Genomic DNA, 23,396 nt, shown 5'->3' on the forward strand with positions numbered 1-23,396 from the left:
CTTTTGGAGAGGATGGAGGATTTTACGACGAAGGGAAAGGGGGTAGTTCTGGGGGGCAGCGCAAGCGCTCCAGTTCGCGGCGGGCGTGATCTTGGAATGATCGCGGGCACAGACCGCTTTGGGCCAGATTCGGTCGCGTGGCGTATCTCTTCCTAGCTATTTGTCATGCCTGCGATCATGGCGATCAGTGCCACCAGATGAACAAGCATCAGGGCCTTATCGTTCCATAAAGCTCCCACCGCAAACCATCCCAGAACGCCCGCCAAAAACAGATAGAGATTCCATGGCGTCCAGCCAAATCCGGTCGCTGTGTAACCTATGATTTGGATGGCTGACGCTCCCCATTTGATTGCGAAAACAACGTGCTCACGAGACCCGGATTGCAGAATCGCGTCAGACCGCACGGGTGAGCCCCCCATCAATGCGCAGGTTTTGACCTGTCATGTAACCACCACCTTCAGACGCGAGAAACGATATCAGCGATGACACTTCATCAGCGCGCCCATAGCGACCCATGGGAATGCGCGCCTTGCGATCTTCAGTCTCGGGAAGGCTGTCGATGAAGCCGGGTAAGACGTTGTTCATACGGATGTTGTCGGCAGCATATCTATCAGAGTAGAGCTTCGTGAACGCCGCAAGCCCAGCACGGAACACACCCGATGTTGGGAAAAGTCGGTCGGGTTCAAATGCGGCAAATGTCGAGATGTTGATGATCGCGCCTCCGCCCTGCGCCTGCATCAACGGGGTCACAAGCCGTGTCGGGCGGATGACATTCATCAGATAGACGTCCAGCCCTTGATGCCAATCATCATCGCTGATGTCCAATACGGGCCCCTTTGGGCCGTGCCCCGCCGAATTCACCAACACATCGACGCGACCCCAACGGTCCTGAGCGCCCTGAACGAGCGCGGCGAGATCATCGCCATTCAGATTCGATCCCGTAACGCCAAAACCACCCAGCTCTGCCCCAAGTGCTTCACCTTTTCCTGACGATGACAGGATGCCAACCTTAAATCCATCCATTGCCAGGCGTCGGGCCGCATCTGCGCCCATGCCGCTTCCACCTGCCGTGACCAGGGCTACTTTTTCTACTGACATGTTTGCCTCCGAAGTTTGATAGGCTATTATTACATGAAGCATTCTTGTCATTCGATTGAGAATTGATGTTTTCTGCCAGTAGGAATACTATCGGAAAATGACCGCACTGCCTTCTCTAAATGCGCTGCGCGCCTTCGATGCGGCCGGGCGCCGACTAAGCTTTCGCGCGGCAGCCGATGAGATGGGCGTCACACAAGGGGCTGTGGCTCAGCAGGTGCGCCAGCTTGAAGCCGATCTTGGTATCGCGCTCTTTGACAGAGTGCCCAAGGGATTGGTGCTGACATCTGCTGGCCGTCGCTATCACAAAAGAATCGCGGATGCGTTTTCCGACCTGCGTGCCGCGACCGCAGAGTTGAAGCCAGAACCCGGAAAGGTCACGATCAGCGTTACTCCGACCTTTGCGTCGAAGTGGCTCATCCCGAACTTACCGGACTTTTCTGAGAAGCACCCTGAAATCGACCTGCGGATTCTGGCGACGGAAAAAGTGTCGAGCTTTCACAGTGACGGCATCGATCTTGCCATTCGCCAGGGCGAACCTCCGTTCGGTGCGGCGTTGAATGCAACGCTCTTGTTCGAACAAGATGTGATAGCAGTGGCAGCACCTAAGCTGGTGGAGTCAGAACAACCTTCCTTTGGTCCGCAAGCTCTATCGCGCTTGCCGAAAGTCCATGACACACACGATCTTTGGCCAAAGCTCTTGGCGGAATTGGGATTGTCCGACCAGAACAAACGTGGATTGCGACTAAGCCAGACAGCTTTGGCCGTTGATGCCGCTGTCTCAGGCCAAGGCGTTGCCTTGGTCAGTCGTTTTCTTGTTTCCGGCGACATCGAAGCCGGTAATTTGTCCGAGATTTGCACCTTGCATGATGTATCGACGCAGGATTTTTATCTTCTGTCTTTGCGCAGATCGACACCAAATGCTGCGATCGAAACGGTCATTTCGTGGCTGACATCACGTGCAAAGAATGTCGACTAGTCGGTGATGAACCTTTTCAAGATGCGTAGAGGTTGGACATAGGCGCGGACGCTGAGAGCTCCAGCCCCGCCCAGCGGCCGGGCAGGCAACCATTGCCCTTCGCCGAACGAGGGGACGGTGGCACCAGTTCATATGAAAACCCCGCTTCATCCTCTAGACACCCCAATGCAACCCTGATACATCGCGCAGGTCGCGTGGCCTCGGATTCGTTCCGGGGCCTTGTAACATTTGGAATTTGGGGACCTTCGGGGCCCTTTAACTCAGGCAGGTGACTGCCTCAAAGCAACGGAAGACAGAAAGCATGGCACTCAAGTCGTACAAACCGACGACGCCAGGCCAGCGTGGGCTGGTTCTGATCGACCGTTCGGAGCTTTGGAAAGGTCGCCCGGTTAAGTCCCTGACAGAGGGTCTTACGAAATCGGGTGGTCGGAACAATACCGGACGGATCACGTCGCGCCGCCGTGGTGGTGGTGCAAAGCGTCTCTATCGTATCGTGGACTTCAAACGTAACAAGTTTGATGTCGCCGCCACAGTTGAGCGGATCGAATACGACCCCAACCGCACAGCCTTCATCGCACTCGTGAAATACGAAGACGGCGAACAGGCTTATATTCTGGCCCCGCAGCGTTTGGCTGTCGGCGACCAGATCATCGCATCGGCCAAGGCCGACGTGAAACCCGGTAACGCAATGCCCTTCTCGGGTATGCCCATCGGTACCATCGTGCACAACATCGAGATGAAACCAGGCAAAGGCGGCCAGATCGCCCGTGCAGCTGGCACATATGCTCAGTTTGTTGGCCGTGACGGCGGTTACGCTCAGATCCGTCTGAGCTCGGGCGAACTGCGCCTCGTGCGTCAGGAATGCATGGCCACCGTTGGTGCCGTGTCGAACCCCGACAACTCGAACCAGAACTACGGTAAAGCCGGTCGCATGCGCCACAAAGGCGTCCGCCCAAGCGTCCGTGGTGTTGTCATGAACCCGATCGACCACCCTCATGGTGGTGGTGAAGGCCGGACTTCGGGTGGTCGTCACCCGGTGACGCCGTGGGGCAAGCCGACCAAGGGTGCGCGCACTCGCAACAAGAACAAGGCGTCGTCGAAGCTGATCATCCGCTCGCGTCACGCCAAGAAGAAGGGGCGTTAAGATATGGCACGTTCTGTCTGGAAAGGCCCTTTTGTTGACGCTTACGTCCTCAAAAAAGCCGAGAAAACCCGCGAGTCGGGTAAAAACGAGGTCATCAAGATCTGGTCGCGTCGTTCGACCATCCTGCCCCAGTTCGTGGGTTTGACCTTTGGCGTTTATAACGGTCAGAAGCACATTCCGGTGAATGTGACGGAAGACATGATCGGCCAGAAGTTCGGTGAATATTCGCCGACCCGCACCTATTACGGTCACGCGGCTGATAAAAAAGCGAAGAGGAAGTAAGCCATGGGTAAGGATAAGAATCCCCGCCGCGTGGCCGATAACGAAGCTATGGCCAAGACCCGTATGCTTCGCACGTCCCCGCAGAAACTGAACTTGGTTGCTGGCATGATCCGCGGCAAGAAGGTTGACAAGGCTCTGACCGACCTGACCTTCTCGAACAAGCGGATTGCTCAGGATGTGAAGAAATGCCTTCAGTCCGCCATCGCCAATGCCGAAAACAACCACAACCTTGACGTCGATGAACTGATCGTCGCCGAGGCCTATGTGGGCAAGAACCTGACCATGAAACGCGGACGTCCCCGCGCCCGTGGCCGTTTCGGCAAAATCATCAAACCGTTCGCGGAACTCACCATCAAGGTGCGTCAAATTGAGGAGCAAGCTTAATGGGTAACAAAGTCAATCCCGTCGGCATGCGCCTTCAGGTCAACCGCACTTGGGACAGCCGCTGGTATGCAGACACGAAAGATTACGGCGATCTTCTTATGGAAGACCTGAAGATTCGTGACTTCATCAAGACCGAATGCAAGCAAGCCGGCATCAGCCGTGTGATCATCGAACGTCCGCACAAAAAGTGCCGCGTCACGATCCACACTGCCCGCCCCGGCGTGATCATTGGCAAGAAAGGCGCAGACATCGAAACCCTGCGCAAGAAAATCGCCAAGATCACCGACTCGGAACTGCACCTCAACATCGTTGAAGTGCGCAAGCCCGAGCTGGACGCCGCATTGGTCGCAGAATCGATCGCGCAGCAACTTGAGCGCCGTGTGTCCTTCCGCCGTGCCATGAAGCGCGGTGTGCAGAACGCAATGCGTATGGGCGCCCTCGGTATCCGCGTAAATGTCGCTGGCCGTCTGGGCGGCGCCGAGATTGCACGGACCGAGTGGTATCGCGAAGGCCGTGTGCCACTGCACACCCTGCGCGCTGACATCGACTATGCACATGCAGAAGCAATGACGCCTTACGGCATCATCGGCATCAAAACCTGGATCTTCAAAGGTGAAATCATGGAGCACGATCCTGCTGCCCGTGATCGTCGCCAGGCAGAGCTTCAGGAAGGTCCCGCGCCCCGTGGCGCTGGCGGCCGTCGTTAAGGAGGGCTGAGATATGCTGCAACCAAAGCGTACAAAGTTCCGCAAGATGCACAAAGGCCGGATCAAGGGTGAGGCCAAAGGCGGTTCTGACCTGAACTTCGGTTCTTACGGTCTGAAAGCGACAGAGCCTGAGCGTGTGACCGCACGCCAGATCGAAGCTGCCCGTCGTGCCATGACGCGTCACATGAAGCGTCAAGGCCGCGTCTGGATCCGCATCTTCCCGGACACCCCGGTAACCGCCAAGCCCATCGAAGTTCGTATGGGTAAAGGTAAAGGTTCCGTGGACCGTTGGACCTGCAAAGTTAAGCCGGGCCGCGTGATGTTTGAAATCGACGGCGTCAATGACGATGTGGCACGCGAGGCCCTGCGCCTTGCCGCCATGAAACTGCCGATCAAATCACGCGTCGTGGTTCGCGAAGACTGGTAAAGGTTGAAAGAGCAAGGCGCTTTCTAACTAACGCGGTGTAGCGAGTTCCCGAAGGAAACTCGCGGGCCGCACCCCGGTTGAAGAAAAGAAACCCCCGCCGAGAAATCGGCGGGGGTTTTCGTTTGTGCGCTGACAAAAACGCATAGCCGGACTGGTCAGTCGCAGTTCGACCGACAGTCGCTTATCGCAACAACTCATCCATCAACCCGATCACCTCCAGCACTTTGAACGTGGTGGGATCGGCGCGATAGATCATCTCGCCCACGCGATAATAGCGATAGCGGGGATCAAGCCGATAGCGGTCGTAATCGGTGAAGCGCCGGTACTCGTAGTCGTCCAGATGATCGCCAAGCCGCGGTTTCGCGTGTCCGGGCGGGATGCAGGGCGGGTTTTTCTTGGCAAGGCCGGGCGGGCAGTCTTTGGCAATGGCACCCATGTTCTTCACATGACCCTTCCCTTGACCTTGGCCCTTGCCGTTACCGGCAAAGCTGGCCGTTGCCATCAGTGGAACCAAGACAAGAGCCAAGGCAGTTTTTGTTGCGGTTTTCATCATTCAATCCGTCCATATGTTTGCGTGGCCATGGGTTAAACAACGGCCAGCCACTCTGAGGGTTCCAATCGCTCTAAGGTTGGGCAAGACCGGATTGATATACAATATCACCCGCTGGTTTGCGTGTGCGGATTGCGGCTTTCCGCCCGTATCAGGATCTGGTTACGCGGAATGGCTCCGACGCACGCGCTTACTCACCCCACTTGTAGTTGAAACTCACCGACAACCGTTCCTCATCCCCGGTGTTCTGCATCACCTCGTGGCGCAGCCAGCTTTCCCACAGCAGCACGTCACCCTCGGACGGGCGTTTGGTGATGAAGTTTTGCAACTCCTCGCGGGCGTCCTTGCGACGCGGAGGAGCGGCCATCATCATGGCGTGGCGTGGGTCTTCATAGCGCAACGCGCCAGCCCCTTCTGGCAGGGCCAGATAGGTAGTGCCGGATATCACCGAATGGGGGTGGATATGGGCCGAATGGTAGCCACCGGGCGGCAGGATGTTGATCCAGATGTCCTCCATCACCAATTCGCGCCCGTCCAGATTGAACTCCAGATCCTCGGCGAAGGCGGCGACGTGCTTGTCCAAGCTGTCGACCAGATCCTTGAAGATCGGGAACCGCCACGGCAAGTCGGTCAGGGATGCGTAGGAGGTATAACCAGGATACCCCTCGGCCTCGCACCATTCCTGCCCCGCCTCGTCATCCTCGGCGATGGAATAACAGCTGTCGTAAAGCTCATCCTGGCTGACTTTGGGGTCAAACTCGGACAGGTGAGCATGGTAAAGGCGGGTCACGAAGAGGGAGGATATGTTGGGCATAGCCGTTCTTTAGCGTAAGAAAACAAAGAGCGCGAGATGCAAACTTTCCCTTGCCCCCACCCGCTATCCCACCTATAGACCCACATCTCATGGATTCCGGCGACGGGATTCGTGTGTTTTGACATTCACCCACCAGACATAGGGTGACCTGCCGCAAACAGGGCAGAGCTCTCTGGTGCAAGGAAAGGAACAGGCGAATGAACGCCAAGGAACTGCGTGATCAGTCTCCTGACCAGCTGCGTGAAAAGCTGGCAGAGCTGAAAAAAGAGGCCTTTAACCTGCGTTTCCAGCAGGCCACCGGTGCCCTCGAAAACACTGCCCGTATGCGTCAGGTGCGTCGCGACGCTGCCCGCGTCAAAACCGTTCTGAACGAACAAGCCCGCGCCGCGGCTGAGTAAGAGGAGCCTGAAGAATGCCCAAACGTATCCTGCAAGGTGTTGTCACCTCGGCCGCCAACGAACAAACCGTCACTGTTTCGGTTGAACGCCGTTTCAAGCACCCGCTGCTTCAGAAAACCGTCCGTAAGTCGAAGAAATATCGCGCTCACGACGAAAAGAATGCCTTTAAGGCAGGCGACACCGTCCGCATCATCGAATGCGCGCCGAAGTCGAAAACCAAACGTTGGGAAGTTCTGGAAGGCTAAGTTCTGCCTTCCCGGACGACTTAACAAGTCGAAACCCTGGGGGTTACGCCACGCATCGGCGCCCCAAAGGTCGGGAGAAACCACATGATCCAGATGCAAACAAATCTGGATGTTGCTGACAACAGCGGCGCTCGCCGTGTTCAGTGCATCAAGGTTCTGGGTGGTTCCAAGCGTAAGTACGCATCCGTTGGCGACATTATTGTTGTCTCGGTTAAGGAAGCCATCCCGCGCGGTCGCGTAAAGAAAGGTGACGTCCGTAAGGCCGTCGTCGTGCGCACCGCCAAGGAAGTCCGTCGTGAAGACGGCACCGCCATCCGCTTCGACCGCAACGCGGCCGTTATTCTGAACAACAACAACGAGCCTATCGGCACCCGTATCTTCGGCCCGGTTGTTCGCGAACTTCGCGCGAAGAACTTCATGAAGATCATCTCGCTGGCTCCGGAGGTGCTGTAAGATGGCTGCTAAGTTGAGAAAAGGCGACAAGGTTGTCGTTCTGGCCGGCAAAGACAAGGGCAAGCAAGGTGAGATCACCAGCGTGGACCCAAAAGCTGGCAAAGCCGTTGTTGACGGCGTGAACATCGCCATTCGCCACACACGTCAGAGCCAGAACAGCCAAGGTGGCCGCATCCCGCAAGCGATGCCGATCCAACTGTCGAACCTGGCCCTGTTGGACAAGAACGGCAAAGCAACGCGCGTTGGCTTCCGCGAGGAAGACGGCAAAAAAGTGCGGTTCGCCAAAACCACAGGGGAGAATGTCTGATGCTTGATACTGCAAACTACACCCCCCGCCTGAAAGCCATCTACAAGGACAGCATCCGTGCCGCCCTGAAAGAGGAATTCGGTTACAAGAACGACATGCAGATTCCACGTCTGGAAAAAATCGTTCTGAACATTGGTTGTGGCGCCGAGGCCGTTAAGGACTCGAAAAAAGCCAAGTCGGCTGTGGCTGACCTGTCTGTGATCGCGGGCCAACAGGCCCTGACGACGAAAGCCAAGAAATCCATCGCTGGTTTCCGTGTCCGCGAGGACATGCCGCTGGGTGCGAAAGTAACCCTGCGCGGCGACCGGATGTATGAATTCCTGGACCGTCTGATCACCATTGCGATGCCCCGTATCCGCGACTTCCGCGGTGTTCCGGGCACCTCTTTCGACGGTCGTGGCAACTATGCCATGGGCCTGAAAGAGCACATCGTGTTCCCGGAAATCGACTTTGATAAGGTTGATGAAAACTGGGGCATGGACATCGTGATTGCCACCACCGCGAAAACCGACGCGGAAGCAAAGAGCATGCTGAAGCATTTCAACATGCCCTTTAACAGCTGATCCGCGGGAAGGACTAGACATGGCTAAAAAAGCAATGATCGAACGCGAAAAGAAGCGTCAGAAGCTGGTGGAAAAATATGCCGCCAAGCGTGCTGCGCTGAAAGAGATCGCAAACGACGAAAGCAAGTCGATGGAAGAGCGTTTCACCGCCCGCCTGAAGCTTGCACAACTGCCGCGCAACAGCTCGGCGACCCGGCTGCACAATCGCTGTCAGCTGACCGGTCGTCCGCACGCTTACTATCGTAAGCTCAAAGTATCGCGGATCGCGCTGCGGGAACTTGGCTCGAATGGCCAAATCCCCGGCATGGTGAAATCAAGCTGGTAAGGGAGAGACAGATATGAACGATCCTATCGGCGATATGCTCACCCGTATCCGCAACTCGCAAATGCGCGGCAAGTCTGTTGTTTCGACACCGGCTTCCAAGCTGCGTGCGTGGGTTTTGGACGTCCTTCTTGATGAGGGCTATATCCGCGGCTACGAAAAAGGCACTGACGAGCGTGGGCACCCCACCCTCGAAATCAGTCTCAAATACTACGACGGTGTTCCGGTTATCCGCGAACTCAAGCGGGTTTCGACCCCTGGCCGTCGCGTCTATATGGGCGTGAAAGACATTGCGCAGGTCCGTCAGGGCCTTGGCGTTTCGATTGTCTCGACCCCCAAAGGCGTCATGTCCGATGCAAACGCTCGCAACCAGAATGTTGGTGGCGAAGTGCTTTGCACCGTCTTCTAAGGAGGCTCTCGAATGTCTCGTATTGGTAAAAAACCGGTCGAACTGCCTGCTGGCGTATCCGTCACGCAGTCTGGTCAGACCGTCGAAGTGAAAGGCCCGAAAGGCGTCCTGAGCTTCACCGCAACCGATGATGTCACCATCACCGTTGAGGACAACCAGCTTAACGTCGAGCCGCGTGGCAAGTCCAAGCGCGCCCGTCAGCAGTGGGGCATGAGCCGCACGATGGTTGCCAACATGGTGACTGGTGTCACCGACGGCTTCAAGAAAGAGCTGGAAATCAACGGTGTTGGTTATCGTGCTCAGATGCAGGGCAATGTCCTGAAACTGAACCTCGGCCTGTCGCATGACGTCGATTACGTTGCACCGGAGGGCGTCACCGTGACCGCTCCGAAGCAGACCGAAATCGTCGTTGAAGGCATCGATCCACAACTCGTCGGCCAAGTCGCGGCCAACATCCGCGCGTGGCGGAAACCCGAGCCATATAAAGGCAAAGGTATCAAATACAAAGACGAGTATATCTTCCGCAAGGAAGGTAAGAAGAAGTAAGGACCAGACAGATGGCAAACAGCAAACGGACCCTGTTCCTCAAGCGCCGCCTGCGCGTCCGGAACAGCCTGCGTAAGCACAACGTGGGCAAGATGCGCCTGTCGGTGCACCGCTCGAACAAGAACATCAGCGCACAGCTGATCGACGATGTGAATGGCGTCACCCTGGCTTCGGCTTCTTCTCTCGAGAAGGATCTGGGCGTGGTTGGCAAGAACAACATCGACGCAGCCGCGAAAGTGGGTGCTGCGATTGCGGAACGCGCCAAGAAAGCCGGCGTCGAAGAATGCTATTTCGATCGCGGCGGCTTCCTGTACCACGGCAAAGTGAAGGCTCTGGCCGACGCTGCGCGTGAAGGTGGTTTGAAGTTCTAAGAAACCTGTGGGGGGCGGAAACGCCCCTCCGATGATCCGGGGGCATCGTGCCCACCTGGATTGAGTATAGCGGCGTATATATCGCCACCATGAAAGGATGTTCTGATGGCAGAACGTGAAAACCGCCGGAACCGTCGCGACCGCGACGAAACCCCGGAATTTGCCGATCGTCTGGTTGCGATCAACCGCGTGTCGAAAACCGTTAAGGGTGGTAAGCGCTTTGGCTTCGCAGCCCTTGTCGTTGTAGGTGACCAAAAAGGCCGTGTCGGCTTCGGTAAAGGTAAAGCGAAAGAGGTCCCCGAGGCTATTCGCAAAGCCACCGAGCAAGCCAAGCGTCAAATGATCCGCGTGCCGCTGCGCGAAGGCCGCACCCTGCACCACGACATCGAAGGTCGTCATGGCGCTGGTAAAGTGGTCATGCGCACAGCACCTGAAGGTACTGGTATTATTGCCGGTGGTCCGATGCGTGCCGTGTTCGAAATGCTGGGCATCAAAGACGTTGTGTCGAAGTCGATCGGTTCGCAGAACCCATACAACATGATCCGCGCCACCATCGACGGGCTGCAAAAAGAAGCCAGCCCCCGCATGATCGCCCAACGTCGCGGCAAGAAAGTCGCCGACATTCTGGGCGCTAAATCTGAAGCTCCGGCAGACGCCGAAGCTGCAGACGCGTAAGGAGACTGATCCATGGCTAAAACCATCGTCGTCAAGCAGATCGGTTCCCCGATCCGTCGCCCCGCCAAACAGCGCCAAACGCTGATCGGTCTGGGTCTGAACAAGATGCACAAAACTCGCGAACTCGAAGACACCCCTGCCGTGCGCGGCATGGTCGCGTCGATCTCGCACATGGTTGAGATCATCGAAGAGAAAGGGTGAGAACCGGTCCGGGTCTTCTGACCCGGCAATCGTTCCAGTGGAACGATTGAGGTTCGAACGGGCGGAGCCCCGGCTTAGACCGCCTCTTGAAGATTTGAAGCACCCCGGTCAGAAATGGCTGGGGTGTTTTTGCTTCTAGGTTTAACTGCGCATGCCTAGGGATACATACGATGCTTGCTCAATGCGTGCTACGTCTTTGTATAAATACGGTATTTTGGCTAGAAGGCAGCTTCTGCCCAAATGAGTTGTGGATACTCGCAAGGTTTTTGTTGACCTGCTAGGGCTTACTGGTGCGATATTACCCCTCACGGGGTGACACACGATAGCCGGGAGTGTGTCATGACACCAGAACCACCTACCTCAATAACAGATAAGATGTTGCAGCTCATAGCGAACGCAGAGATGACATTTGGCATCGCAGGTGGAAACGGTGTTGGGGCATTCCTGCTTGCACTTGCTGTCGTCATTTTTCTGTTTCGCCCGCCATCGGCACTCCAAAACCTTTCTGGTGTAATTAAGGCGTGGCGTAGGCGCGACTAATGCGAGCAACCGGCTGGATGCATTTTCTGGCTCAGGCGGTCTGTTAGTACGTAAAACGCCCGGCACCGCCGGGCAGCGCGCGACCCTCCCCGTCGTGTCAAAGGCACGCCTCTGGCGTGACAGGGCGCTTCCCGCCCACCCAGGGTCAGGCGCCGTCCTCTATTGTGCATTCTCGACAACTCAACCCATGCACTCCCCGCAACCCGGCCTTTCGGATTCGGCTGTGGTCCTCGACCCGCGCCCCTCCTATCAGGGCGCTAACACATCACCCCCCGTTTAGGACCAAAAACATGAACGCCCTTGTTATCCCTGTCGCCCCGTTGGCAAATGCCATCGCCGAGGTGATCATCGCCGCCCAAACCGCGGCTCATCGCTTCCTGACCTCGGACACTGTTCCGACCTGGACCGAGTATCTGCGCAGCTGCAACAAGTAAGTCAGCTTGCGCATTGCCTGACGAACCCCGGCCACCCGCCGGGGTTTTGTCTTTTCTCAGGCCGTGCATAAAGATTGGCAGCGCAGGCGGTCCAAGGGTAAAGCTGGACCTTTCACGACGGAACACGGATGTGCAACTTTTCCTGCTGACAGTGCTGACCATGACGGCTTTCGCGGCCAATTCGATTCTGAACCGGGCGGGATTGGCGGGCGAGCATATCGGGCCTGCCGGGTTTGCTTTGATCCGGGTGATCGCCGGGGCGATCATGTTGTGGGGGCTGCTTTGGGCCAAGGGTCGCAAAGCACCTCCGCGGCCCGCGCCGGATTGGGCTGCGGTCGTGGCGCTGGTGACCTATCTCGTCGGGTTTTCGTTTGCCTATGTGGCGATGGACGCAGGGCTGGGTGCGCTTGTCCTGTTCGCGGGCGTTCAGATCACCATGTTTGTCGGCGCCATCTTTGGCAGCGACCGCTTTCCTGCGCGACGTTGGGGCGGAATGGTCGTATCGCTCGGTGGATTGACCTATCTGGTCTGGCCGGGACAGGTGCAGTTGTTCGATCCCCTGGCGCTTGGCCTGATGGCGGTGGCCGCTGTGGGATGGGGCATTTATTCGTTGATTGGGCGCAGGGCGGTTGCGCCGCTGGCGTCAACAGCGTGGAATTTCATCTATGCCACCCCATTTGTCGCGCTTGCGACTGTCTTGTTTGTGACGGACGAGGTCTTCACGACAACCGGCGTTTCCCTTGCGATCGCATCCGGCGCGGTGACATCGGGGTTGGGATATGCGCTGTGGTATCGTGTGCTGCCTTCTCTGGGCGCCAGCACCGGGGCGTTGGCGCAACTGTCCGTGCCCGTTATCGCCATGCTGGCGGGCGTGGTTCTGCTGGGCGAGGTGCTGACACTGCGCGCCGTCGTGGCATCGGTATTGGTTTTGGGTGGCATCGCCGTCGGCCTTCTGCCCCGCAGATAGGAACGCCGCACTTGCACGGCAGGCGGCAAGGGTCTATACGCCCCCGGTGGCGTGGTGCGCCACAGAATCAAAACCAAGAAAAGCCGTGTTTGGCCCCTTCCGCTTCGTGGGTCAGTTCCGGCAAGGAGAAGCGAAATGAAATTGAATGAACTGCGCGACAATCCTGGCGCAACCAAACCCCGCAAACGCGTTGGCCGTGGCCCCGGCTCTGGCATGGGTAAAACTGCCGGCCGTGGTATCAAAGGTCAGAAGTCGCGTTCGGGTGTGGCCATCAATGGCTACGAAGGCGGGCAAATGCCGCTTTACCAACGTCTGCCCAAGCGTGGATTTAACAAGCCGAACCGTAAAAAGTTCGCTGTGATCAACCTGGGTCTGATCCAGAAATTCATCGACGAGAAAAAGCTGGACGCCAAAGACATCACCGAGGACACTCTGGTTGCTTCGGGTCTGGTGCGTCGCAAGCTGGACGGTGTACGCGTTCTGGCAAAGGGCGAACTGACCACCAAAGCCACGATTAACGTCACCGGCGCGTCGAAGTCAGCTGTCGAAGCTGTCGAAAAAGCTGGCGGTAAATTGATCGTCGCGGCGAAGGCCGACGCTGAATAAGACCTTGTGAGGGGCGACGCTGCCCCTTACATATCTTGCTATGTTTTCAAGCGCCGCCGGAGCCGGGAACGGTCCGGCGGTGTTTTACTTGACGAGGGGGCCTTATGGCATCTGCAGCAGAACAAATGGCCGCAAACATGAGCTGGGGCGCCTTTGGCAAGGCGACCGAGCTGCGTCAGCGGATATTCTTCACGATCGGGCTTCTGATCATTTACCGCCTTGGCACCTATATCCCCATTCCGGGGATTGATGGCGCGGCCCTGCGCGAGTTCATGGACCAGGCGCAGTCCGGCATTGCGGGCGTGCTTGGCATGTTCACCGGCGGTGCGCTCAGCCGAATGGGCGTGTTCGCCCTTGGGATTATGCCCTATATCTCGGCCTCGATCATCGTGCAGCTTCTGTCTTCCATGTGGGAACCCCTGAAGCAGCTGAAGAAGGAAGGCGAGCAAGGCCGCAAGAAGATCAACCAATACACCCGTTACGGCACGGTTCTGCTGGCCACTGGCCAGGCCTTTGCCTTGGCAAACAGTCTGCAAGCCGGTGATCTTGTCACCAACCCCGGTGGGTTCTTCATTGCCGCCTGCGTGATCACCCTTGTCGGTGGCACCATGTTCCTGATGTGGCTGGGCGAACAAATCACCGCACGCGGCATCGGCAACGGCATCTCGCTGATCATCTTCGTCGGCATCGTCGCCGAAATCCCGGCAGCCTTGGCGCAATTCCTTGCCTCTGGCCGGTCTGGCGCGATCAGCCCCGCAGTGATCATCGGTGTGCTGGTGATGGTTGTGGCCGTGATTGGCTTTGTCGTGTTCATGGAACGCGCGCTGCGCAAGATCCATATTCAATATCCGCGCCGTCAGGTGGGCATGAAGGTCTATGACGGTGGGTCGTCGCACTTGCCGATCAAAGTGAACCCCGCGGGCGTGATCCCGGCGATCTTTGCATCCGCTCTGCTGTTGCTGCCGACCACGATCTCGACCTTCTCGTCGGGGCAGGCGGGGCCGGTTATGTCGGTTGTCTTGGCTTATTTCGGGCCGGGTCAACCACTCTATCTGCTGTTCTTCACGGCCATGATCGTGTTCTTTACCTTCTTCTACACCCGCGAGGTGGCGTTCAAGACGGATGAGGTCGCCGACAACCTGAAAAGCCAGAACGGCTTTGTGCCCGGTATCCGCCCCGGCAAGAAAACCGCCGAGTATCTGGATTATGTCGTCGTGCGTCTGTTGGTTGTGGGATCGAGCTATCTGGCCGCGGTCAGCCTGCTGCCGGAAATCCTGCGCAGCCAGTTGGCCATTCCGTTCTATTTTGGCGGCACCTCGGTTCTGATCGTTGTGTCGGTGACAATGGATACGATCCAACAGGTTCAATCGCATCTTCTGGCGCATCAGTATGAAGGCCTGATCGAGAAGTCGCAGCTTCGCGGCAAGAAACGCTCGAAAAAAGCTCCGTCGCGTCGATGAATATCATTCTGCTTGGACCGCCCGGTGCCGGAAAAGGCACGCAAGCCCGCATTTTGGAAGACGAGCGTGGCATGATCCAGCTGTCGACCGGTGACATGCTGCGCGAAGCAAAAGCGTCGGGCACCGACATGGGCAAGAAAGTGGCCGCGATCATGGACGCGGGCGAGCTTGTCACGGATGAGATCGTCATTGGCCTGATCGAAGAAAAGCTTGAAGGCGAGCACGGCGGTGGCTTCATTTTCGACGGCTTCCCCCGGACGCTGGCGCAAGCGGATGCGTTGGGCGACCTGTTGGCCAAACACAATGCCAAGCTGGATGCTGTGATTGAAATGCGCGTGGATGACGAGGCGCTGGTGGCGCGCATCACTGCGCGCTCAACCTGCGGCAACTGTGGTGAAGGCTATAACGACATCTCGAAGCCGATCCCGGCGGATGGCAAATGTTCGAACTGCGGCGGCACCGAGTTCAAGCGCCGTGCAGATGACAATGAAGAAAGCCTGCGCACCCGGTTGATGGAGTATTACAAGAAGACCTCGCCGTTGATTGGATATTACCACGCCAAGGGTGATCTGCGGTCGGTGGACGGGCTGGGCGAAATAGCCGAGGTGAAGGCAGCGATCGCGAATGTGTTGGACGCCTGAGTCGCACAGTTGGTCCGAATTCATGTGAATGGCTCGGATATTTCGACCTATGAACAAAGACGGGTTGACGCCCTCCTCAATCCCATCTAAGTCACCCCATCCCTAACGGGAATCGGTGTGTATTCGGGGTCGCTCCCCTATCCCACCAGATCAGAAATTCAGCGCGGCCCGCAGGAATAATCCGGCGGGCTTCCGTTGTGAAAAAAGGTTCCGGCATTACGGAACCGCAACGAAAAGGAAAGTGACACGTGGCACGTATCGCCGGCGTAAACATCCCGACCCACAAACGGGTCCCGATCGCCCTGACATATATCACCGGAATTGGTCACACTTCGGCCAAAGCCATCTGCGAAGCTGTGAAAATCGATCCGACCCGCCGTGTGAACGAGCTGTCGGATGCCGAAGTTCTGGCCATCCGCGAGCACATCGACGCGACCTATACCGTCGAAGGTGATCTGCGTCGAGAAGTGCAGATGAACATCAAGCGTCTGATGGATCTGGGGGCCTATCGCGGTCTGCGCCATCGCCGCAACCTCCCTGTGCGCGGTCAGCGTACACACACCAACGCTCGTACCCGCAAAGGCCCCGCAAAGGCCATTGCCGGTAAGAAGAAATAAGGGAGGGTTTGACCAATGGCTCGCGATAAAATTCGTACAAAGCGTAAAGAGCGTAAGAACATCGCATCCGGTGTTGCTCACGTGAACTCTTCGTTCAACAACACCAAGATCCTGATTTCGGACGTTCAAGGCAACGCCATTTCGTGGTCGTCGGCTGGCACCATGGGCTTCAAAGGGTCGCGTAAATCGACACCTTACGCTGCCCAGATGGCGGCTGAAGATGCTGGCAAGAAGGCGCAGGAACATGGCGTCAAAACGCTGGAAGTCGAAGTGCAAGGCCCCGGTTCGGGCCGTGAATCGGCTCTGCGTGCTTTGGCTGCAGTCGGTTTCAACATCACGTCGATCCGTGACGTGACGCCGATTGCCCATAACGGTTGCCGCCCGCCGAAACGCCGCCGCGTGTAATCAGATTATTTCGCCGGGCTGCGGTTGTCGCGGCCCGGTTTCCGTCATTTTAACCTCGGGCGTCCTGCCCTTTGGACATGGGGACAGGACTGGTATGGAGGGACGCATGATCCATAAAAATTGGGCCGAATTGATCAAGCCGACACAGTTGGACGTAAAGCCGGGCAACGACCCTGCGCGTCAGGCAACTGTTGTGGCCGAGCCGCTTGAGCGCGGTTTTGGTTTGACATTGGGCAATGCCCTGCGGCGGGTGCTGATGAGCAGCCTGCAAGGTGCCGCCATCACATCGGTGCAGATCGACAATGTGCTGCATGAATTCAGCTCGGTCGCAGGTGTGCGTGAAGATGTCACCGACATCGTTCTGAACCTCAAAGGTGTCGCGATCAACATGGAAGTCGAAGGGCCCAAGCGCCTGTCGATTTCGGCCAAAGGTCCGATGGTTGTAACCGCTGGCGATATCTCGGAAACTGCTGGTATCGAGATCCTGAACAAGGATCATGTGATCTGTCACCTTGACGACGGGGCGGACCTGTTCATGGAACTGACCGTCAACACTGGCAAAGGCTATGTCGCGTCGGATAAGAACAAGCCGGAAGATGCGCCGATCGGCCTGATCCCGGTCGATGCGATCTATTCGCCGGTCAAGAAGGTCAGCTATGACGTTCAACCGACCCGCGAAGGCCAAGTGCTGGACTATGACAAGCTGACCCTGAAACTGGAAACCGATGGGTCTGTTACCCCGGAAGATGCCGTGGCCTTCGCCGCACGCATTGTACAGGACCAGCTGTCGATCTTCGTGAACTTCGACGAGCCGGAAGCGGCTGGCCGCCAGGACGAAGACGATGGGCTCGAGTTCAACCCGCTTCTGCTGAAGAAAGTGGACGAACTGGAGCTGTCCGTCCGTTCGGCAAATTGCCTGAAGAACGACAATATCGTGTATATTGGCGATCTGATCCAGAAGACCGAAGCCGAGATGCTGCGCACCCCGAACTTCGGCCGCAAGTCGCTGAACGAGATCAAGGAAGTGCTTTCGGGCATGGGTCTGCACCTCGGCATGGATGTCGAAGAATGGCCGCCTGAGAACATCGAAGAACTGGCCAAGAAATTCGAAGACCAGTTCTAAAGAAATCAGGGGCTGCCTTGGTGGCCCCTTAATGCCTGCAATAGCAGGGAACATCCGGGCAATCCTGCCCCAAGGAGAGGGACCGACACGCATCGGTTCTCGGACAAAGCACCGCTCGTTCAAGAGCACCAAAGAAGGATTAAGAAAATGCGTCACGCTCGTGGTTACCGCCGCCTGAATCGCACCCATGAACACCGCAAGGCGATGTTCGCCAACATGGCTGGTTCGCTGATCGAACACGAACAGATCAAAACAACCCTGCCGAAAGCCAAAGAACTGCGCCCGATCATCGAGAAGATGATCACGCTGGCAAAACGTGGTGACGTTCACGCTCGCCGTCAGGCTGCGTCGCGTCTGAAGCAAGATCAGCATGTCGCAAAACTGTTCGACGTTCTGGGCCCGCGCTTTGCTGAGCGCCAAGGTGGCTATGTCCGCGTTCTGAAAGCTGGCTTCCGCTATGGTGACATGGCACCGATGGCAATCATCGAGTTTGTTGACCGCGACGCAGATGCCAAAGGCGCTGCCGACCGCGCACGTCTGGAAGCAGAAGAAGCTGCTGACGCGACCGACGAATAAAGATCGCGCCCAACTGGGATTTCGGAAACCCCGCGCTGTTTGCGCGGGGTTTTTGTATGCGGATGACGCATATTTTGCTTGAAACCTAATCTAACGGAAAGAAAAACAGCGGAAACAATTTTAGGTTGTTTGACTCCTGCACAACTGTCTAAAAGGATAGGTGTGGGGATTGGGGATAAGAACGATGGTCGAAGATTTTGGCCTTGATCAAGGGCTGGCCAAGTTGTCGGACTTGGCACCCAAGGGCTATGCGCTGGGGCTGCACATTCGGTACGCGTCGGCGCATATTATGATTCAGACATACGACCCGCGCTGGAGCCAACTTTACACCGAGAAAGGATATATGTTGGCGGACCCGATGGTGTTCTGGGGTTTTGGCAACGAAGGCACCATCCGGTGGAGCGCGTTGGACCTGCCTGACCCGCATGGGATCCTGTCACAAGCTGCCGGTTTTGGTTTGAAATACGGCGTGGCGGTGTCGCATGGGTCGACGGCATCGCGCACAATTGGTGGTTTCGCGCGTGATGATCGAGAATTCACGGACGCCGAGATCGAGATTATCCACAATCTGGTAGTCGAATTGCACGAGAAGTCGACGCCGCCGGAACAACTGACTTCAGCGCAGCGGATGGCATTGCGACTGATCGCCAAAGGCAGCCGACATGCCGAGGCGGCAGCCCTTTTGGGCATCTCGGAAAGTGCGCTGAAGGCCCGGTTGCGCAGCGCGCGCGAAAAGCTGTTTGTTCGCACCACCGCCGAAGCAATCCAGCGCGCGCAAGAATACAACCTTCTATAGCTTGACCCGCCGGGTCATTTTCACCTTTCAACGACCCCGATGCACCCCTAGGTTTGGATCATGGCTGACCTGTTCGATAATGATCCCGCGTCCAAGACGCCTGAGGGTGGAAAAGACGCCCCGCGCCCCTTGGCCGACCGGCTCAGGCCGCAATCGTTGTCCGAGGTTATCGGGCAGGAACAGGTACTTGGGCCAGATGCACCGCTTGGCACGATGCTCGCAGCCGGAAGCCTTGGGTCGCTGATCTTCTGGGGTCCGCCTGGCGTTGGCAAAACCACCGTTGCGCGTCTTCTGGCGCAGGAAACCGATCTTCATTTCGTTCAGATCAGCGCAATTTTCACTGGTGTGCCCGAGCTTCGCAAGGTCTTTGAAGCGGCACGCCACAGGCGATCAAATGGTCAGGGCACTCTGCTGTTCGTGGATGAAATCCACCGCTTCAACAAGGCGCAACAGGACGGGTTCCTGCCACATATGGAAGACGGCACCATCCTTCTGGTTGGGGCAACCACTGAAAATCCATCCTTCGAACTGAACGCCGCTGTGTTGTCACGATCGCAAGTGCTGGTGCTGACCCGCCTGACGCTGGCCGATCTGGAACGGCTTGCCCAGCGGGCCGAGAAGGAGCTGGACCGCCCCTTGCCGCTGACCGGCGAGGCACGCGAGGCATTGCTTGAAATGGCTGACGGGGACGGGCGCGCGCTGCTGAACCTGATCGAGCAGATTTTTGCGTGGAAGATCGACGTCAAGCTGGACGTTGACGGGTTGTCCACCCGGTTGATGAAGCGTGCTGCGATTTATGACAAATCTGGGGATGAGCATTACAACCTGATCTCGGCCCTGCACAAATCGGTACGCGGATCGGACCCGGACGCTGCGCTTTACTGGCTGGCGCGAATGCTGACGGGTGGCGAAGACCCCCGTTACCTTGCCCGACGCGTCACCCGCATGGCGGTGGAGGACATCGGGCTGGCCGATCCGCAAGCCCATCGCGTCTGTCTGGACGCGTGGGAGACGTATGAGCGGCTGGGCAGCCCCGAAGGCGAATTGGCGCTGGCACAGGCGGTGACCTATCTGGCATTGGCTCCGAAATCCAATGCAGCCTATGTGGCTTACAAAACGGCGATGGCTGCGGCGAAGAAAACCGGGTCCGAACCACCACCCAAGCATATCCTGAATGCCCCGACGCAATTGATGGAGGAGCAGGGCTATGGCGCCGGATATGCCTATGACCACGATGCACCAGACGGGTTTTCGGGGCAGAACTATTTCCCCGACGGGGTCAAGCGGGGCATCTATTACGTGCCGGTTGAGCGGGGGTTTGAACGTGAATTGAAGAAACGTGTCGACTATTTCGCACGGCTTCGATCCAAGCGGGTCGATTAAGTCGTCCATCACGGTCAGAGGGTCGCAAAGTCCACCCAGATGCTTGACAAGCGCGGCCTGTGGCCTCAGTCAGACCGCATGATGACACCCCTGTTTCAAGTTGCCCTTGGTGGCGCAATCGGTGCCTCGGCCCGGTATCTGACCGGCAACGCGGTCACGCGATGGCTGGGCCATGGTTTTCCGGCTGGCACACTGGTCGTGAATATCCTCGGTTCGTTCCTGATGGGCGTTCTGGTGGTGGCACTTGCCCGCAAAGGCGGTCAGGCGGCAGCACCTTTCCTGATGACGGGGCTGTTGGGCGGGTTCACCACATTCTCTGCGTTTTCACTGGATGCGGTCACGCTGTATGAGCGGGGGCAAGTCGTGGCTGCCAGCGGATATGTGGTCGGGTCCGTAGTGCTGTCGCTGGCGGGTCTCGTCGCTGGTCTGCTTGTCGCACGAATGGTGCTGACATGAGCGGCGTTCAAGTGATCACAATCGGCCCGGACGAGGCTGAACAACGGCTGGATCGCTGGGTCAAGCGAATGTTTCCGCATGTCGGGCAGGGGCGGATCGAGAAGGGATGTCGCAAGGGCGAATTTCGCGTGAATGGTGCGAAGGTCAAAACCTCGACCCGTATCGCACCGGGCGACGAAGTGCGGGTGCCCCCGTTGCCGGTGCCGGAAGGCGGACAGGACCGTCCGAAACCCCAGCCGCGCGTGTCCGATGCCGATGCAAAGTTGATCAGGTCCTGTGTGCTGTATCGTGACGATCATATCATTGCGCTGAACAAGCCGCCGGGACTTCCGAGTCAGGGTGGCAGCAAACAGTCCCGCCATGTGGACGGGCTTGCCGAGGCGTTGAAATTCGGTCGCGAGGATAAGCCGCGGCTTGTGCACAGGCTCGACAAGGACACGTCAGGCGTTCTGCTGTTGGCGCGCAGCCAGAAGATGGCCGCTGAGCTGACACAGGCGTTCCGAGCGCGCGATACCCGCAAGATCTATTGGGCCTTGGTGGCCGGCGTCCCGCAACCACGTTGGGGCACGTTGCGTTGGGGGCTGGTCAAAGCACCGGGCCATGGCGGCAAAGGTGAAGCGGAAAAGATGATCTGCGTGCATCCGCGGCATGTGGACGAAACACCCGGTGCCAAGCGAGCGACCACCGATTATGCGGTGCTGACAACGTTGGCCAGCCGTGCGGCGTGGGTGGCGCTGGTGCCGGTGACGGGCCGAACCCACCAGCTTCGCGCCCATATGGCCGAGCTTGGTCATCCGATTGCCGGTGACGGGAAATACGGTGGGTCAAGCCAGGAAAACCTGGGCGACGGGTGGGGCGCGCAATTGGGCGGCGAGTTATCGAAGAAACTGCATCTGCACGCCCGCTCGATCACGTTCACGCACCCGGTGACAAAGAAACAGGTGACGATCACCGCGCCGCTGCCCGAACATATGCAGCGGACGTGGGACTATATGGGCTGGCAGGATGGCGACGTGTCCGCCGACCCGTTCGAGGATTTGGAATGAGGGATGCGCCGTTGCGATTGGCTGTGTTCGATGTCGATGGCACGCTGATCGACAGTCAGGATTTTATCGTCGAAGCGATGAACCGCGCGTTTCGAGCGATGGGTGTACCCCTGCCCACGCGGAACGAGGTGCTGTCGATTGTGGGGCTGTCGCTGCATGACGCTATCCAGCGTCTTGTGCCGGGCTTGAGCGCGCCTGAAGTCGCCGAGGCGTCACACCAATACAAGGACATGTTTATCCAGTTGCGCGCGGAAAAAGGGGGCGAGGCATCCGCTCCAATGTATCCGGGCGCGCGGGTGGCGCTGGAGCATCTGCACAGGCGGGACGAGGTGTTGCTGGGCGTGGCAACCGGCAAGGCGCGGCGTGGGCTTGAACATGCCTATGACGCGCATGACCTGCGGCGCTTTTTCGCGACCAGCCAAACGGCTGACAACCATCCGTCGAAGCCTCACCCCTCCATGTTGCATGCGGCGCTGGCCGAAACCGGTGCCGAAGTCGCGCAGGCTGTGATGATCGGCGACACGAGCTTCGATATGGAAATGGGCCGCGCTGCCGGCTATCGCACCATCGGTGTCACCTGGGGGTATCACTCGCGGGAAGGGTTGATTGCAGCCGGCGCCGATCTGTTGGTTGATACCTATGCGGATCTGACAGCAGCCTTGGACGAACTTTGGGGACAAGCATGAGCGACTGGGCGGCAAAACGTTTTTGGAAGCAGGCGCAGGTCGTTGAAACCGAGGGTGGGTATTCGGTCGAACTGGATGGTCGCCCCATCAAGACGCCCGCCAAGAAACCTCTGCGCGTGCCAACTTTGGCGTTGGCCGGGGCAATTTCCAAGGAATGGGACGCGCAGGTTGATAAAATTGATCCTGCCACCATGCCCGTCACCCGCACCGCAAATTCGGCATTGGACAAAGTCGCGCACCAATTCACAGAGGTGGCTGACATGTTGGCCGCCTTTGGTGACAGCGACCTTCTGTGCTATCGCGCCACCCATCCCGAAGAATTGGTGGCCCGTCAGTCGGAACTCTGGGACCCGCTGCTGGACTGGGCGGCGGATGCGTTGGATGCGCGGTTGCGTCCCGTATCGGGAATCATGCACCAACCACAGGATGGTGATGCGTTGGTCCGGCTCACGAAACAAGTGCATGCACTGTCGGATTTCGAGCTGGCGGGCTTCCACGACCTGGTGGCGATCAGCGGATCACTAGTATTGGCGCTAGCCGTTACCTCCGAAAGGTTATCTGTGAACGAGGCATGGGAACTGTCCCGGCTGGATGAGTCCTGGCAAGAGGAACAATGGGGTGTTGACGAAGAAGCCTCGGAACTTGCAGAGAAAAAACGTATCGACATTGTGAACGCGGCGTGGTTCTTCCACGCCAGCCGCCGCGAAACATAACGCAACCAATACGTTAGCCTCGATAATATTCTTGCTTTCCTCTAGGTTAAGCATCGCAATTCGCGATGTTGCCCT

The 23,396-nt window shown here is 57.7% G+C and carries 36 protein-coding genes; 32 read left to right on the top strand and 4 right to left on the bottom strand.

Features of this window, described 5'->3' with window-relative positions:
* Positions 1 to 152: 152 nt before the first annotated feature.
* Together BMY55_RS17010 and BMY55_RS02875 are read right to left on the bottom strand one after the other, a co-directional pair.
* Positions 153 to 419 carry a DUF6552 family protein gene (locus tag BMY55_RS17010; protein ID WP_245744758.1) on the bottom strand — a complete coding sequence of 89 codons (267 nt, stop codon included), beginning with the start codon at positions 417 to 419 and terminating at the stop codon, positions 153 to 155.
* Entirely contained in the window at positions 394 to 1,098 is a 705-nt protein-coding gene (locus BMY55_RS02875) for an SDR family oxidoreductase (RefSeq protein WP_091428143.1), read from the bottom strand. The genes BMY55_RS17010 and BMY55_RS02875 overlap by 26 nt, the downstream gene beginning before the upstream one ends.
* A 97-nt stretch (positions 1,099 to 1,195) precedes the next feature.
* Here BMY55_RS02875 and BMY55_RS02880 point away from each other — a divergent pair, with 97 nt between their 5' ends.
* The 6 genes from BMY55_RS02880 (at position 1,196) to rplP (ending at position 5,018) form a co-directional block, all read left to right on the top strand.
* Complete coding sequence (locus BMY55_RS02880) at positions 1,196 to 2,074, top strand: LysR substrate-binding domain-containing protein (RefSeq protein WP_091428144.1); 879 nt, start codon at positions 1,196 to 1,198, stop codon at positions 2,072 to 2,074.
* Between the two features lie 301 nt (positions 2,075 to 2,375).
* Positions 2,376 to 3,218, top strand: coding sequence for a 50S ribosomal protein L2 (gene rplB, locus BMY55_RS02885; protein ID WP_091428146.1), 843 nt, complete (start codon positions 2,376 to 2,378; stop codon positions 3,216 to 3,218).
* A gap of 3 nt (positions 3,219 to 3,221) precedes the next feature.
* Positions 3,222 to 3,500 (top strand): 30S ribosomal protein S19, encoded by a 279-nt coding sequence (rpsS, locus tag BMY55_RS02890; RefSeq protein WP_091428147.1) that lies wholly within the window; start codon positions 3,222 to 3,224, stop codon positions 3,498 to 3,500.
* Between the two features lie 3 nt (positions 3,501 to 3,503).
* Positions 3,504 to 3,884: a 50S ribosomal protein L22 gene (gene rplV, locus BMY55_RS02895; protein ID WP_091428149.1), complete on the top strand. Its 381-nt coding sequence runs from the start codon at positions 3,504 to 3,506 to the stop codon at positions 3,882 to 3,884.
* The gene (gene rpsC / locus BMY55_RS02900) at positions 3,884 to 4,591 is read left to right on the top strand and encodes a 30S ribosomal protein S3 (RefSeq protein WP_091428151.1); all 708 of its coding nucleotides are present in this window, start codon (positions 3,884 to 3,886) and stop codon (positions 4,589 to 4,591) included. Before rplV ends, rpsC begins: the two co-directional genes overlap by 1 nt.
* Before the next feature lie 13 nt (positions 4,592 to 4,604).
* Positions 4,605 to 5,018 (top strand): 50S ribosomal protein L16, encoded by a 414-nt coding sequence (rplP, locus tag BMY55_RS02905; protein WP_091428153.1) that lies wholly within the window; start codon positions 4,605 to 4,607, stop codon positions 5,016 to 5,018.
* Positions 5,019 to 5,199: 181 nt separating this feature from the next.
* Here the strand turns inward: rplP and BMY55_RS02910 are convergent, their stop codons facing one another.
* Together BMY55_RS02910 and BMY55_RS02915 are read right to left on the bottom strand one after the other, a co-directional pair.
* Positions 5,200 to 5,568 carry a hypothetical protein gene (locus BMY55_RS02910; protein ID WP_245744632.1) on the bottom strand — a complete coding sequence of 123 codons (369 nt, stop codon included), beginning with the start codon at positions 5,566 to 5,568 and terminating at the stop codon, positions 5,200 to 5,202.
* Between the two features lie 190 nt (positions 5,569 to 5,758).
* Positions 5,759 to 6,382, bottom strand: a complete 624-nt coding sequence (locus BMY55_RS02915; protein WP_091428155.1) for a TIGR02466 family protein — start codon at positions 6,380 to 6,382, stop codon at positions 5,759 to 5,761.
* Between the two features lie 197 nt (positions 6,383 to 6,579).
* On the opposite strand from BMY55_RS02915, the gene rpmC reads away from it, so the two are divergent.
* From rpmC to BMY55_RS03040, 26 genes are all read left to right on the top strand, one after another.
* On the top strand, positions 6,580 to 6,780 hold the full coding sequence (gene rpmC / locus BMY55_RS02920) for a 50S ribosomal protein L29 (RefSeq protein ID WP_091428157.1): 201 nt from the start codon (positions 6,580 to 6,582) through the stop codon (positions 6,778 to 6,780).
* A 14-nt stretch (positions 6,781 to 6,794) separates the two neighbouring features.
* Positions 6,795 to 7,025: a 30S ribosomal protein S17 gene (gene rpsQ, locus BMY55_RS02925; protein ID WP_091428159.1), complete on the top strand. Its 231-nt coding sequence runs from the start codon at positions 6,795 to 6,797 to the stop codon at positions 7,023 to 7,025.
* A gap of 84 nt (positions 7,026 to 7,109) precedes the next feature.
* Positions 7,110 to 7,478 (top strand): 50S ribosomal protein L14, encoded by a 369-nt coding sequence (gene rplN, locus BMY55_RS02930; RefSeq protein ID WP_011567679.1) that lies wholly within the window; start codon positions 7,110 to 7,112, stop codon positions 7,476 to 7,478.
* Between the two features lies 1 nt (position 7,479).
* Positions 7,480 to 7,785 (top strand): 50S ribosomal protein L24, encoded by a 306-nt coding sequence (rplX, locus tag BMY55_RS02935; RefSeq protein WP_091428161.1) that lies wholly within the window; start codon positions 7,480 to 7,482, stop codon positions 7,783 to 7,785.
* Positions 7,785 to 8,348, top strand: a complete 564-nt coding sequence (rplE, locus tag BMY55_RS02940; protein WP_091428162.1) for a 50S ribosomal protein L5 — start codon at positions 7,785 to 7,787, stop codon at positions 8,346 to 8,348. Before rplX ends, rplE begins: the two co-directional genes overlap by 1 nt.
* 19 nt (positions 8,349 to 8,367) lie before the next feature.
* Positions 8,368 to 8,673, top strand: a complete 306-nt coding sequence (gene rpsN, locus BMY55_RS02945; RefSeq protein ID WP_091428164.1) for a 30S ribosomal protein S14 — start codon at positions 8,368 to 8,370, stop codon at positions 8,671 to 8,673.
* A gap of 13 nt (positions 8,674 to 8,686) precedes the next feature.
* Positions 8,687 to 9,079 carry a 30S ribosomal protein S8 gene (rpsH, locus tag BMY55_RS02950; protein WP_091428166.1) on the top strand — a complete coding sequence of 131 codons (393 nt, stop codon included), beginning with the start codon at positions 8,687 to 8,689 and terminating at the stop codon, positions 9,077 to 9,079.
* A 12-nt stretch (positions 9,080 to 9,091) separates the two neighbouring features.
* A complete protein-coding gene (rplF, locus tag BMY55_RS02955; protein WP_091428168.1) occupies positions 9,092 to 9,625 on the top strand; it encodes a 50S ribosomal protein L6 in 534 nt (177 codons plus the stop codon).
* An 11-nt stretch (positions 9,626 to 9,636) separates the two neighbouring features.
* Complete coding sequence (rplR, locus tag BMY55_RS02960; protein ID WP_091428169.1) at positions 9,637 to 9,996, top strand: 50S ribosomal protein L18; 360 nt, start codon at positions 9,637 to 9,639, stop codon at positions 9,994 to 9,996.
* A gap of 105 nt (positions 9,997 to 10,101) precedes the next feature.
* The gene (gene rpsE / locus BMY55_RS02965; protein WP_091428170.1) at positions 10,102 to 10,671 is read left to right on the top strand and encodes a 30S ribosomal protein S5; all 570 of its coding nucleotides are present in this window, start codon (positions 10,102 to 10,104) and stop codon (positions 10,669 to 10,671) included.
* A 12-nt stretch (positions 10,672 to 10,683) separates the two neighbouring features.
* Entirely contained in the window at positions 10,684 to 10,872 is a 189-nt protein-coding gene (rpmD, locus tag BMY55_RS02970; RefSeq protein WP_091428172.1) for a 50S ribosomal protein L30, read from the top strand.
* 830 nt (positions 10,873 to 11,702) lie between these two features.
* On the top strand, positions 11,703 to 11,846 hold the full coding sequence (locus BMY55_RS16865) for a hypothetical protein (RefSeq protein WP_177179276.1): 144 nt from the start codon (positions 11,703 to 11,705) through the stop codon (positions 11,844 to 11,846).
* 130 nt (positions 11,847 to 11,976) lie between these two features.
* A complete protein-coding gene (locus BMY55_RS02975; RefSeq protein WP_091428174.1) occupies positions 11,977 to 12,813 on the top strand; it encodes a DMT family transporter in 837 nt (278 codons plus the stop codon).
* 135 nt (positions 12,814 to 12,948) lie between these two features.
* Positions 12,949 to 13,419: a 50S ribosomal protein L15 gene (gene rplO, locus BMY55_RS02980; protein WP_091428176.1), complete on the top strand. Its 471-nt coding sequence runs from the start codon at positions 12,949 to 12,951 to the stop codon at positions 13,417 to 13,419.
* 104 nt (positions 13,420 to 13,523) lie between these two features.
* The gene (secY, locus tag BMY55_RS02985) at positions 13,524 to 14,879 is read left to right on the top strand and encodes a preprotein translocase subunit SecY (RefSeq protein WP_091428178.1); all 1,356 of its coding nucleotides are present in this window, start codon (positions 13,524 to 13,526) and stop codon (positions 14,877 to 14,879) included.
* On the top strand, positions 14,876 to 15,520 hold the full coding sequence (locus BMY55_RS02990) for an adenylate kinase (protein ID WP_091428180.1): 645 nt from the start codon (positions 14,876 to 14,878) through the stop codon (positions 15,518 to 15,520). Before secY ends, BMY55_RS02990 begins: the two co-directional genes overlap by 4 nt.
* A gap of 248 nt (positions 15,521 to 15,768) precedes the next feature.
* Positions 15,769 to 16,137, top strand: a complete 369-nt coding sequence (rpsM, locus tag BMY55_RS02995) for a 30S ribosomal protein S13 (protein WP_091428182.1) — start codon at positions 15,769 to 15,771, stop codon at positions 16,135 to 16,137.
* Between the two features lie 15 nt (positions 16,138 to 16,152).
* Entirely contained in the window at positions 16,153 to 16,542 is a 390-nt protein-coding gene (rpsK, locus tag BMY55_RS03000; RefSeq protein ID WP_091428184.1) for a 30S ribosomal protein S11, read from the top strand.
* Positions 16,543 to 16,648: 106 nt separating this feature from the next.
* Positions 16,649 to 17,665 carry a DNA-directed RNA polymerase subunit alpha gene (locus BMY55_RS03005; protein WP_091431958.1) on the top strand — a complete coding sequence of 339 codons (1,017 nt, stop codon included), beginning with the start codon at positions 16,649 to 16,651 and terminating at the stop codon, positions 17,663 to 17,665.
* A gap of 147 nt (positions 17,666 to 17,812) precedes the next feature.
* A complete protein-coding gene (gene rplQ / locus BMY55_RS03010) occupies positions 17,813 to 18,241 on the top strand; it encodes a 50S ribosomal protein L17 (protein ID WP_091428186.1) in 429 nt (142 codons plus the stop codon).
* A 184-nt stretch (positions 18,242 to 18,425) separates the two neighbouring features.
* A complete protein-coding gene (locus BMY55_RS03015) occupies positions 18,426 to 19,037 on the top strand; it encodes a helix-turn-helix transcriptional regulator (RefSeq protein WP_091428187.1) in 612 nt (203 codons plus the stop codon).
* A gap of 60 nt (positions 19,038 to 19,097) precedes the next feature.
* Positions 19,098 to 20,420 (top strand): replication-associated recombination protein A, encoded by a 1,323-nt coding sequence (locus BMY55_RS03020; RefSeq protein ID WP_091428189.1) that lies wholly within the window; start codon positions 19,098 to 19,100, stop codon positions 20,418 to 20,420.
* A 78-nt stretch (positions 20,421 to 20,498) separates the two neighbouring features.
* Complete coding sequence (gene crcB / locus BMY55_RS03025; RefSeq protein ID WP_091431960.1) at positions 20,499 to 20,876, top strand: fluoride efflux transporter CrcB; 378 nt, start codon at positions 20,499 to 20,501, stop codon at positions 20,874 to 20,876.
* On the top strand, positions 20,873 to 21,922 hold the full coding sequence (locus BMY55_RS03030) for an RluA family pseudouridine synthase (protein WP_091428190.1): 1,050 nt from the start codon (positions 20,873 to 20,875) through the stop codon (positions 21,920 to 21,922). Before crcB ends, BMY55_RS03030 begins: the two co-directional genes overlap by 4 nt.
* Positions 21,919 to 22,608 (top strand): HAD-IA family hydrolase, encoded by a 690-nt coding sequence (locus BMY55_RS03035; protein WP_091428192.1) that lies wholly within the window; start codon positions 21,919 to 21,921, stop codon positions 22,606 to 22,608. Before BMY55_RS03030 ends, BMY55_RS03035 begins: the two co-directional genes overlap by 4 nt.
* A complete protein-coding gene (locus BMY55_RS03040) occupies positions 22,605 to 23,321 on the top strand; it encodes an ATP12 family chaperone protein (protein ID WP_091428194.1) in 717 nt (238 codons plus the stop codon). Before BMY55_RS03035 ends, BMY55_RS03040 begins: the two co-directional genes overlap by 4 nt.
* Positions 23,322 to 23,396 lie beyond the last annotated feature (75 nt).

The sequence above is a fragment of the Aliiroseovarius sediminilitoris genome (assembly GCF_900109955.1).
GTDB lineage: Bacteria > Pseudomonadota > Alphaproteobacteria > Rhodobacterales > Rhodobacteraceae > Aliiroseovarius > Aliiroseovarius sediminilitoris.

Excerpts from the sequence above, each read along its gene's own strand:
- BMY55_RS17010 (WP_245744758.1), bottom strand. The coding sequence starts at position 419 with ATGGGGGGCTCACCCGTGCGGTCTGACGCGATTCTGCAATCCGGGTCT.
- BMY55_RS02875 (WP_091428143.1), bottom strand. The coding sequence starts at position 1,098 with ATGTCAGTAGAAAAAGTAGCCCTGGTCACGGCAGGTGGAAGCGGCATG.
- BMY55_RS02880 (WP_091428144.1), top strand. The coding sequence starts at position 1,196 with ATGACCGCACTGCCTTCTCTAAATGCGCTGCGCGCCTTCGATGCGGCC.
- rplB (WP_091428146.1), top strand. The coding sequence starts at position 2,376 with ATGGCACTCAAGTCGTACAAACCGACGACGCCAGGCCAGCGTGGGCTG.
- rpsS (WP_091428147.1), top strand. The coding sequence starts at position 3,222 with ATGGCACGTTCTGTCTGGAAAGGCCCTTTTGTTGACGCTTACGTCCTC.
- rplV (WP_091428149.1), top strand. The coding sequence starts at position 3,504 with ATGGGTAAGGATAAGAATCCCCGCCGCGTGGCCGATAACGAAGCTATG.
- rpsC (WP_091428151.1), top strand. The coding sequence starts at position 3,884 with ATGGGTAACAAAGTCAATCCCGTCGGCATGCGCCTTCAGGTCAACCGC.
- rplP (WP_091428153.1), top strand. The coding sequence starts at position 4,605 with ATGCTGCAACCAAAGCGTACAAAGTTCCGCAAGATGCACAAAGGCCGG.
- BMY55_RS02910 (WP_245744632.1), bottom strand. The coding sequence starts at position 5,568 with ATGAAAACCGCAACAAAAACTGCCTTGGCTCTTGTCTTGGTTCCACTG.
- BMY55_RS02915 (WP_091428155.1), bottom strand. The coding sequence starts at position 6,382 with ATGCCCAACATATCCTCCCTCTTCGTGACCCGCCTTTACCATGCTCAC.
- rpmC (WP_091428157.1), top strand. The coding sequence starts at position 6,580 with ATGAACGCCAAGGAACTGCGTGATCAGTCTCCTGACCAGCTGCGTGAA.
- rpsQ (WP_091428159.1), top strand. The coding sequence starts at position 6,795 with ATGCCCAAACGTATCCTGCAAGGTGTTGTCACCTCGGCCGCCAACGAA.
- rplN (WP_011567679.1), top strand. The coding sequence starts at position 7,110 with ATGATCCAGATGCAAACAAATCTGGATGTTGCTGACAACAGCGGCGCT.
- rplX (WP_091428161.1), top strand. The coding sequence starts at position 7,480 with ATGGCTGCTAAGTTGAGAAAAGGCGACAAGGTTGTCGTTCTGGCCGGC.
- rplE (WP_091428162.1), top strand. The coding sequence starts at position 7,785 with ATGCTTGATACTGCAAACTACACCCCCCGCCTGAAAGCCATCTACAAG.
- rpsN (WP_091428164.1), top strand. The coding sequence starts at position 8,368 with ATGGCTAAAAAAGCAATGATCGAACGCGAAAAGAAGCGTCAGAAGCTG.
- rpsH (WP_091428166.1), top strand. The coding sequence starts at position 8,687 with ATGAACGATCCTATCGGCGATATGCTCACCCGTATCCGCAACTCGCAA.
- rplF (WP_091428168.1), top strand. The coding sequence starts at position 9,092 with ATGTCTCGTATTGGTAAAAAACCGGTCGAACTGCCTGCTGGCGTATCC.
- rplR (WP_091428169.1), top strand. The coding sequence starts at position 9,637 with ATGGCAAACAGCAAACGGACCCTGTTCCTCAAGCGCCGCCTGCGCGTC.
- rpsE (WP_091428170.1), top strand. The coding sequence starts at position 10,102 with ATGGCAGAACGTGAAAACCGCCGGAACCGTCGCGACCGCGACGAAACC.
- rpmD (WP_091428172.1), top strand. The coding sequence starts at position 10,684 with ATGGCTAAAACCATCGTCGTCAAGCAGATCGGTTCCCCGATCCGTCGC.
- BMY55_RS16865 (WP_177179276.1), top strand. The coding sequence starts at position 11,703 with ATGAACGCCCTTGTTATCCCTGTCGCCCCGTTGGCAAATGCCATCGCC.
- rplO (WP_091428176.1), top strand. The coding sequence starts at position 12,949 with ATGAAATTGAATGAACTGCGCGACAATCCTGGCGCAACCAAACCCCGC.
- secY (WP_091428178.1), top strand. The coding sequence starts at position 13,524 with ATGGCATCTGCAGCAGAACAAATGGCCGCAAACATGAGCTGGGGCGCC.
- BMY55_RS02990 (WP_091428180.1), top strand. The coding sequence starts at position 14,876 with ATGAATATCATTCTGCTTGGACCGCCCGGTGCCGGAAAAGGCACGCAA.
- rpsK (WP_091428184.1), top strand. The coding sequence starts at position 16,153 with ATGGCTCGCGATAAAATTCGTACAAAGCGTAAAGAGCGTAAGAACATC.
- BMY55_RS03005 (WP_091431958.1), top strand. The coding sequence starts at position 16,649 with ATGATCCATAAAAATTGGGCCGAATTGATCAAGCCGACACAGTTGGAC.
- rplQ (WP_091428186.1), top strand. The coding sequence starts at position 17,813 with ATGCGTCACGCTCGTGGTTACCGCCGCCTGAATCGCACCCATGAACAC.
- BMY55_RS03015 (WP_091428187.1), top strand. The coding sequence starts at position 18,426 with ATGGTCGAAGATTTTGGCCTTGATCAAGGGCTGGCCAAGTTGTCGGAC.
- BMY55_RS03020 (WP_091428189.1), top strand. The coding sequence starts at position 19,098 with ATGGCTGACCTGTTCGATAATGATCCCGCGTCCAAGACGCCTGAGGGT.
- crcB (WP_091431960.1), top strand. The coding sequence starts at position 20,499 with ATGATGACACCCCTGTTTCAAGTTGCCCTTGGTGGCGCAATCGGTGCC.
- BMY55_RS03030 (WP_091428190.1), top strand. The coding sequence starts at position 20,873 with ATGAGCGGCGTTCAAGTGATCACAATCGGCCCGGACGAGGCTGAACAA.
- BMY55_RS03035 (WP_091428192.1), top strand. The coding sequence starts at position 21,919 with ATGAGGGATGCGCCGTTGCGATTGGCTGTGTTCGATGTCGATGGCACG.
- BMY55_RS03040 (WP_091428194.1), top strand. The coding sequence starts at position 22,605 with ATGAGCGACTGGGCGGCAAAACGTTTTTGGAAGCAGGCGCAGGTCGTT.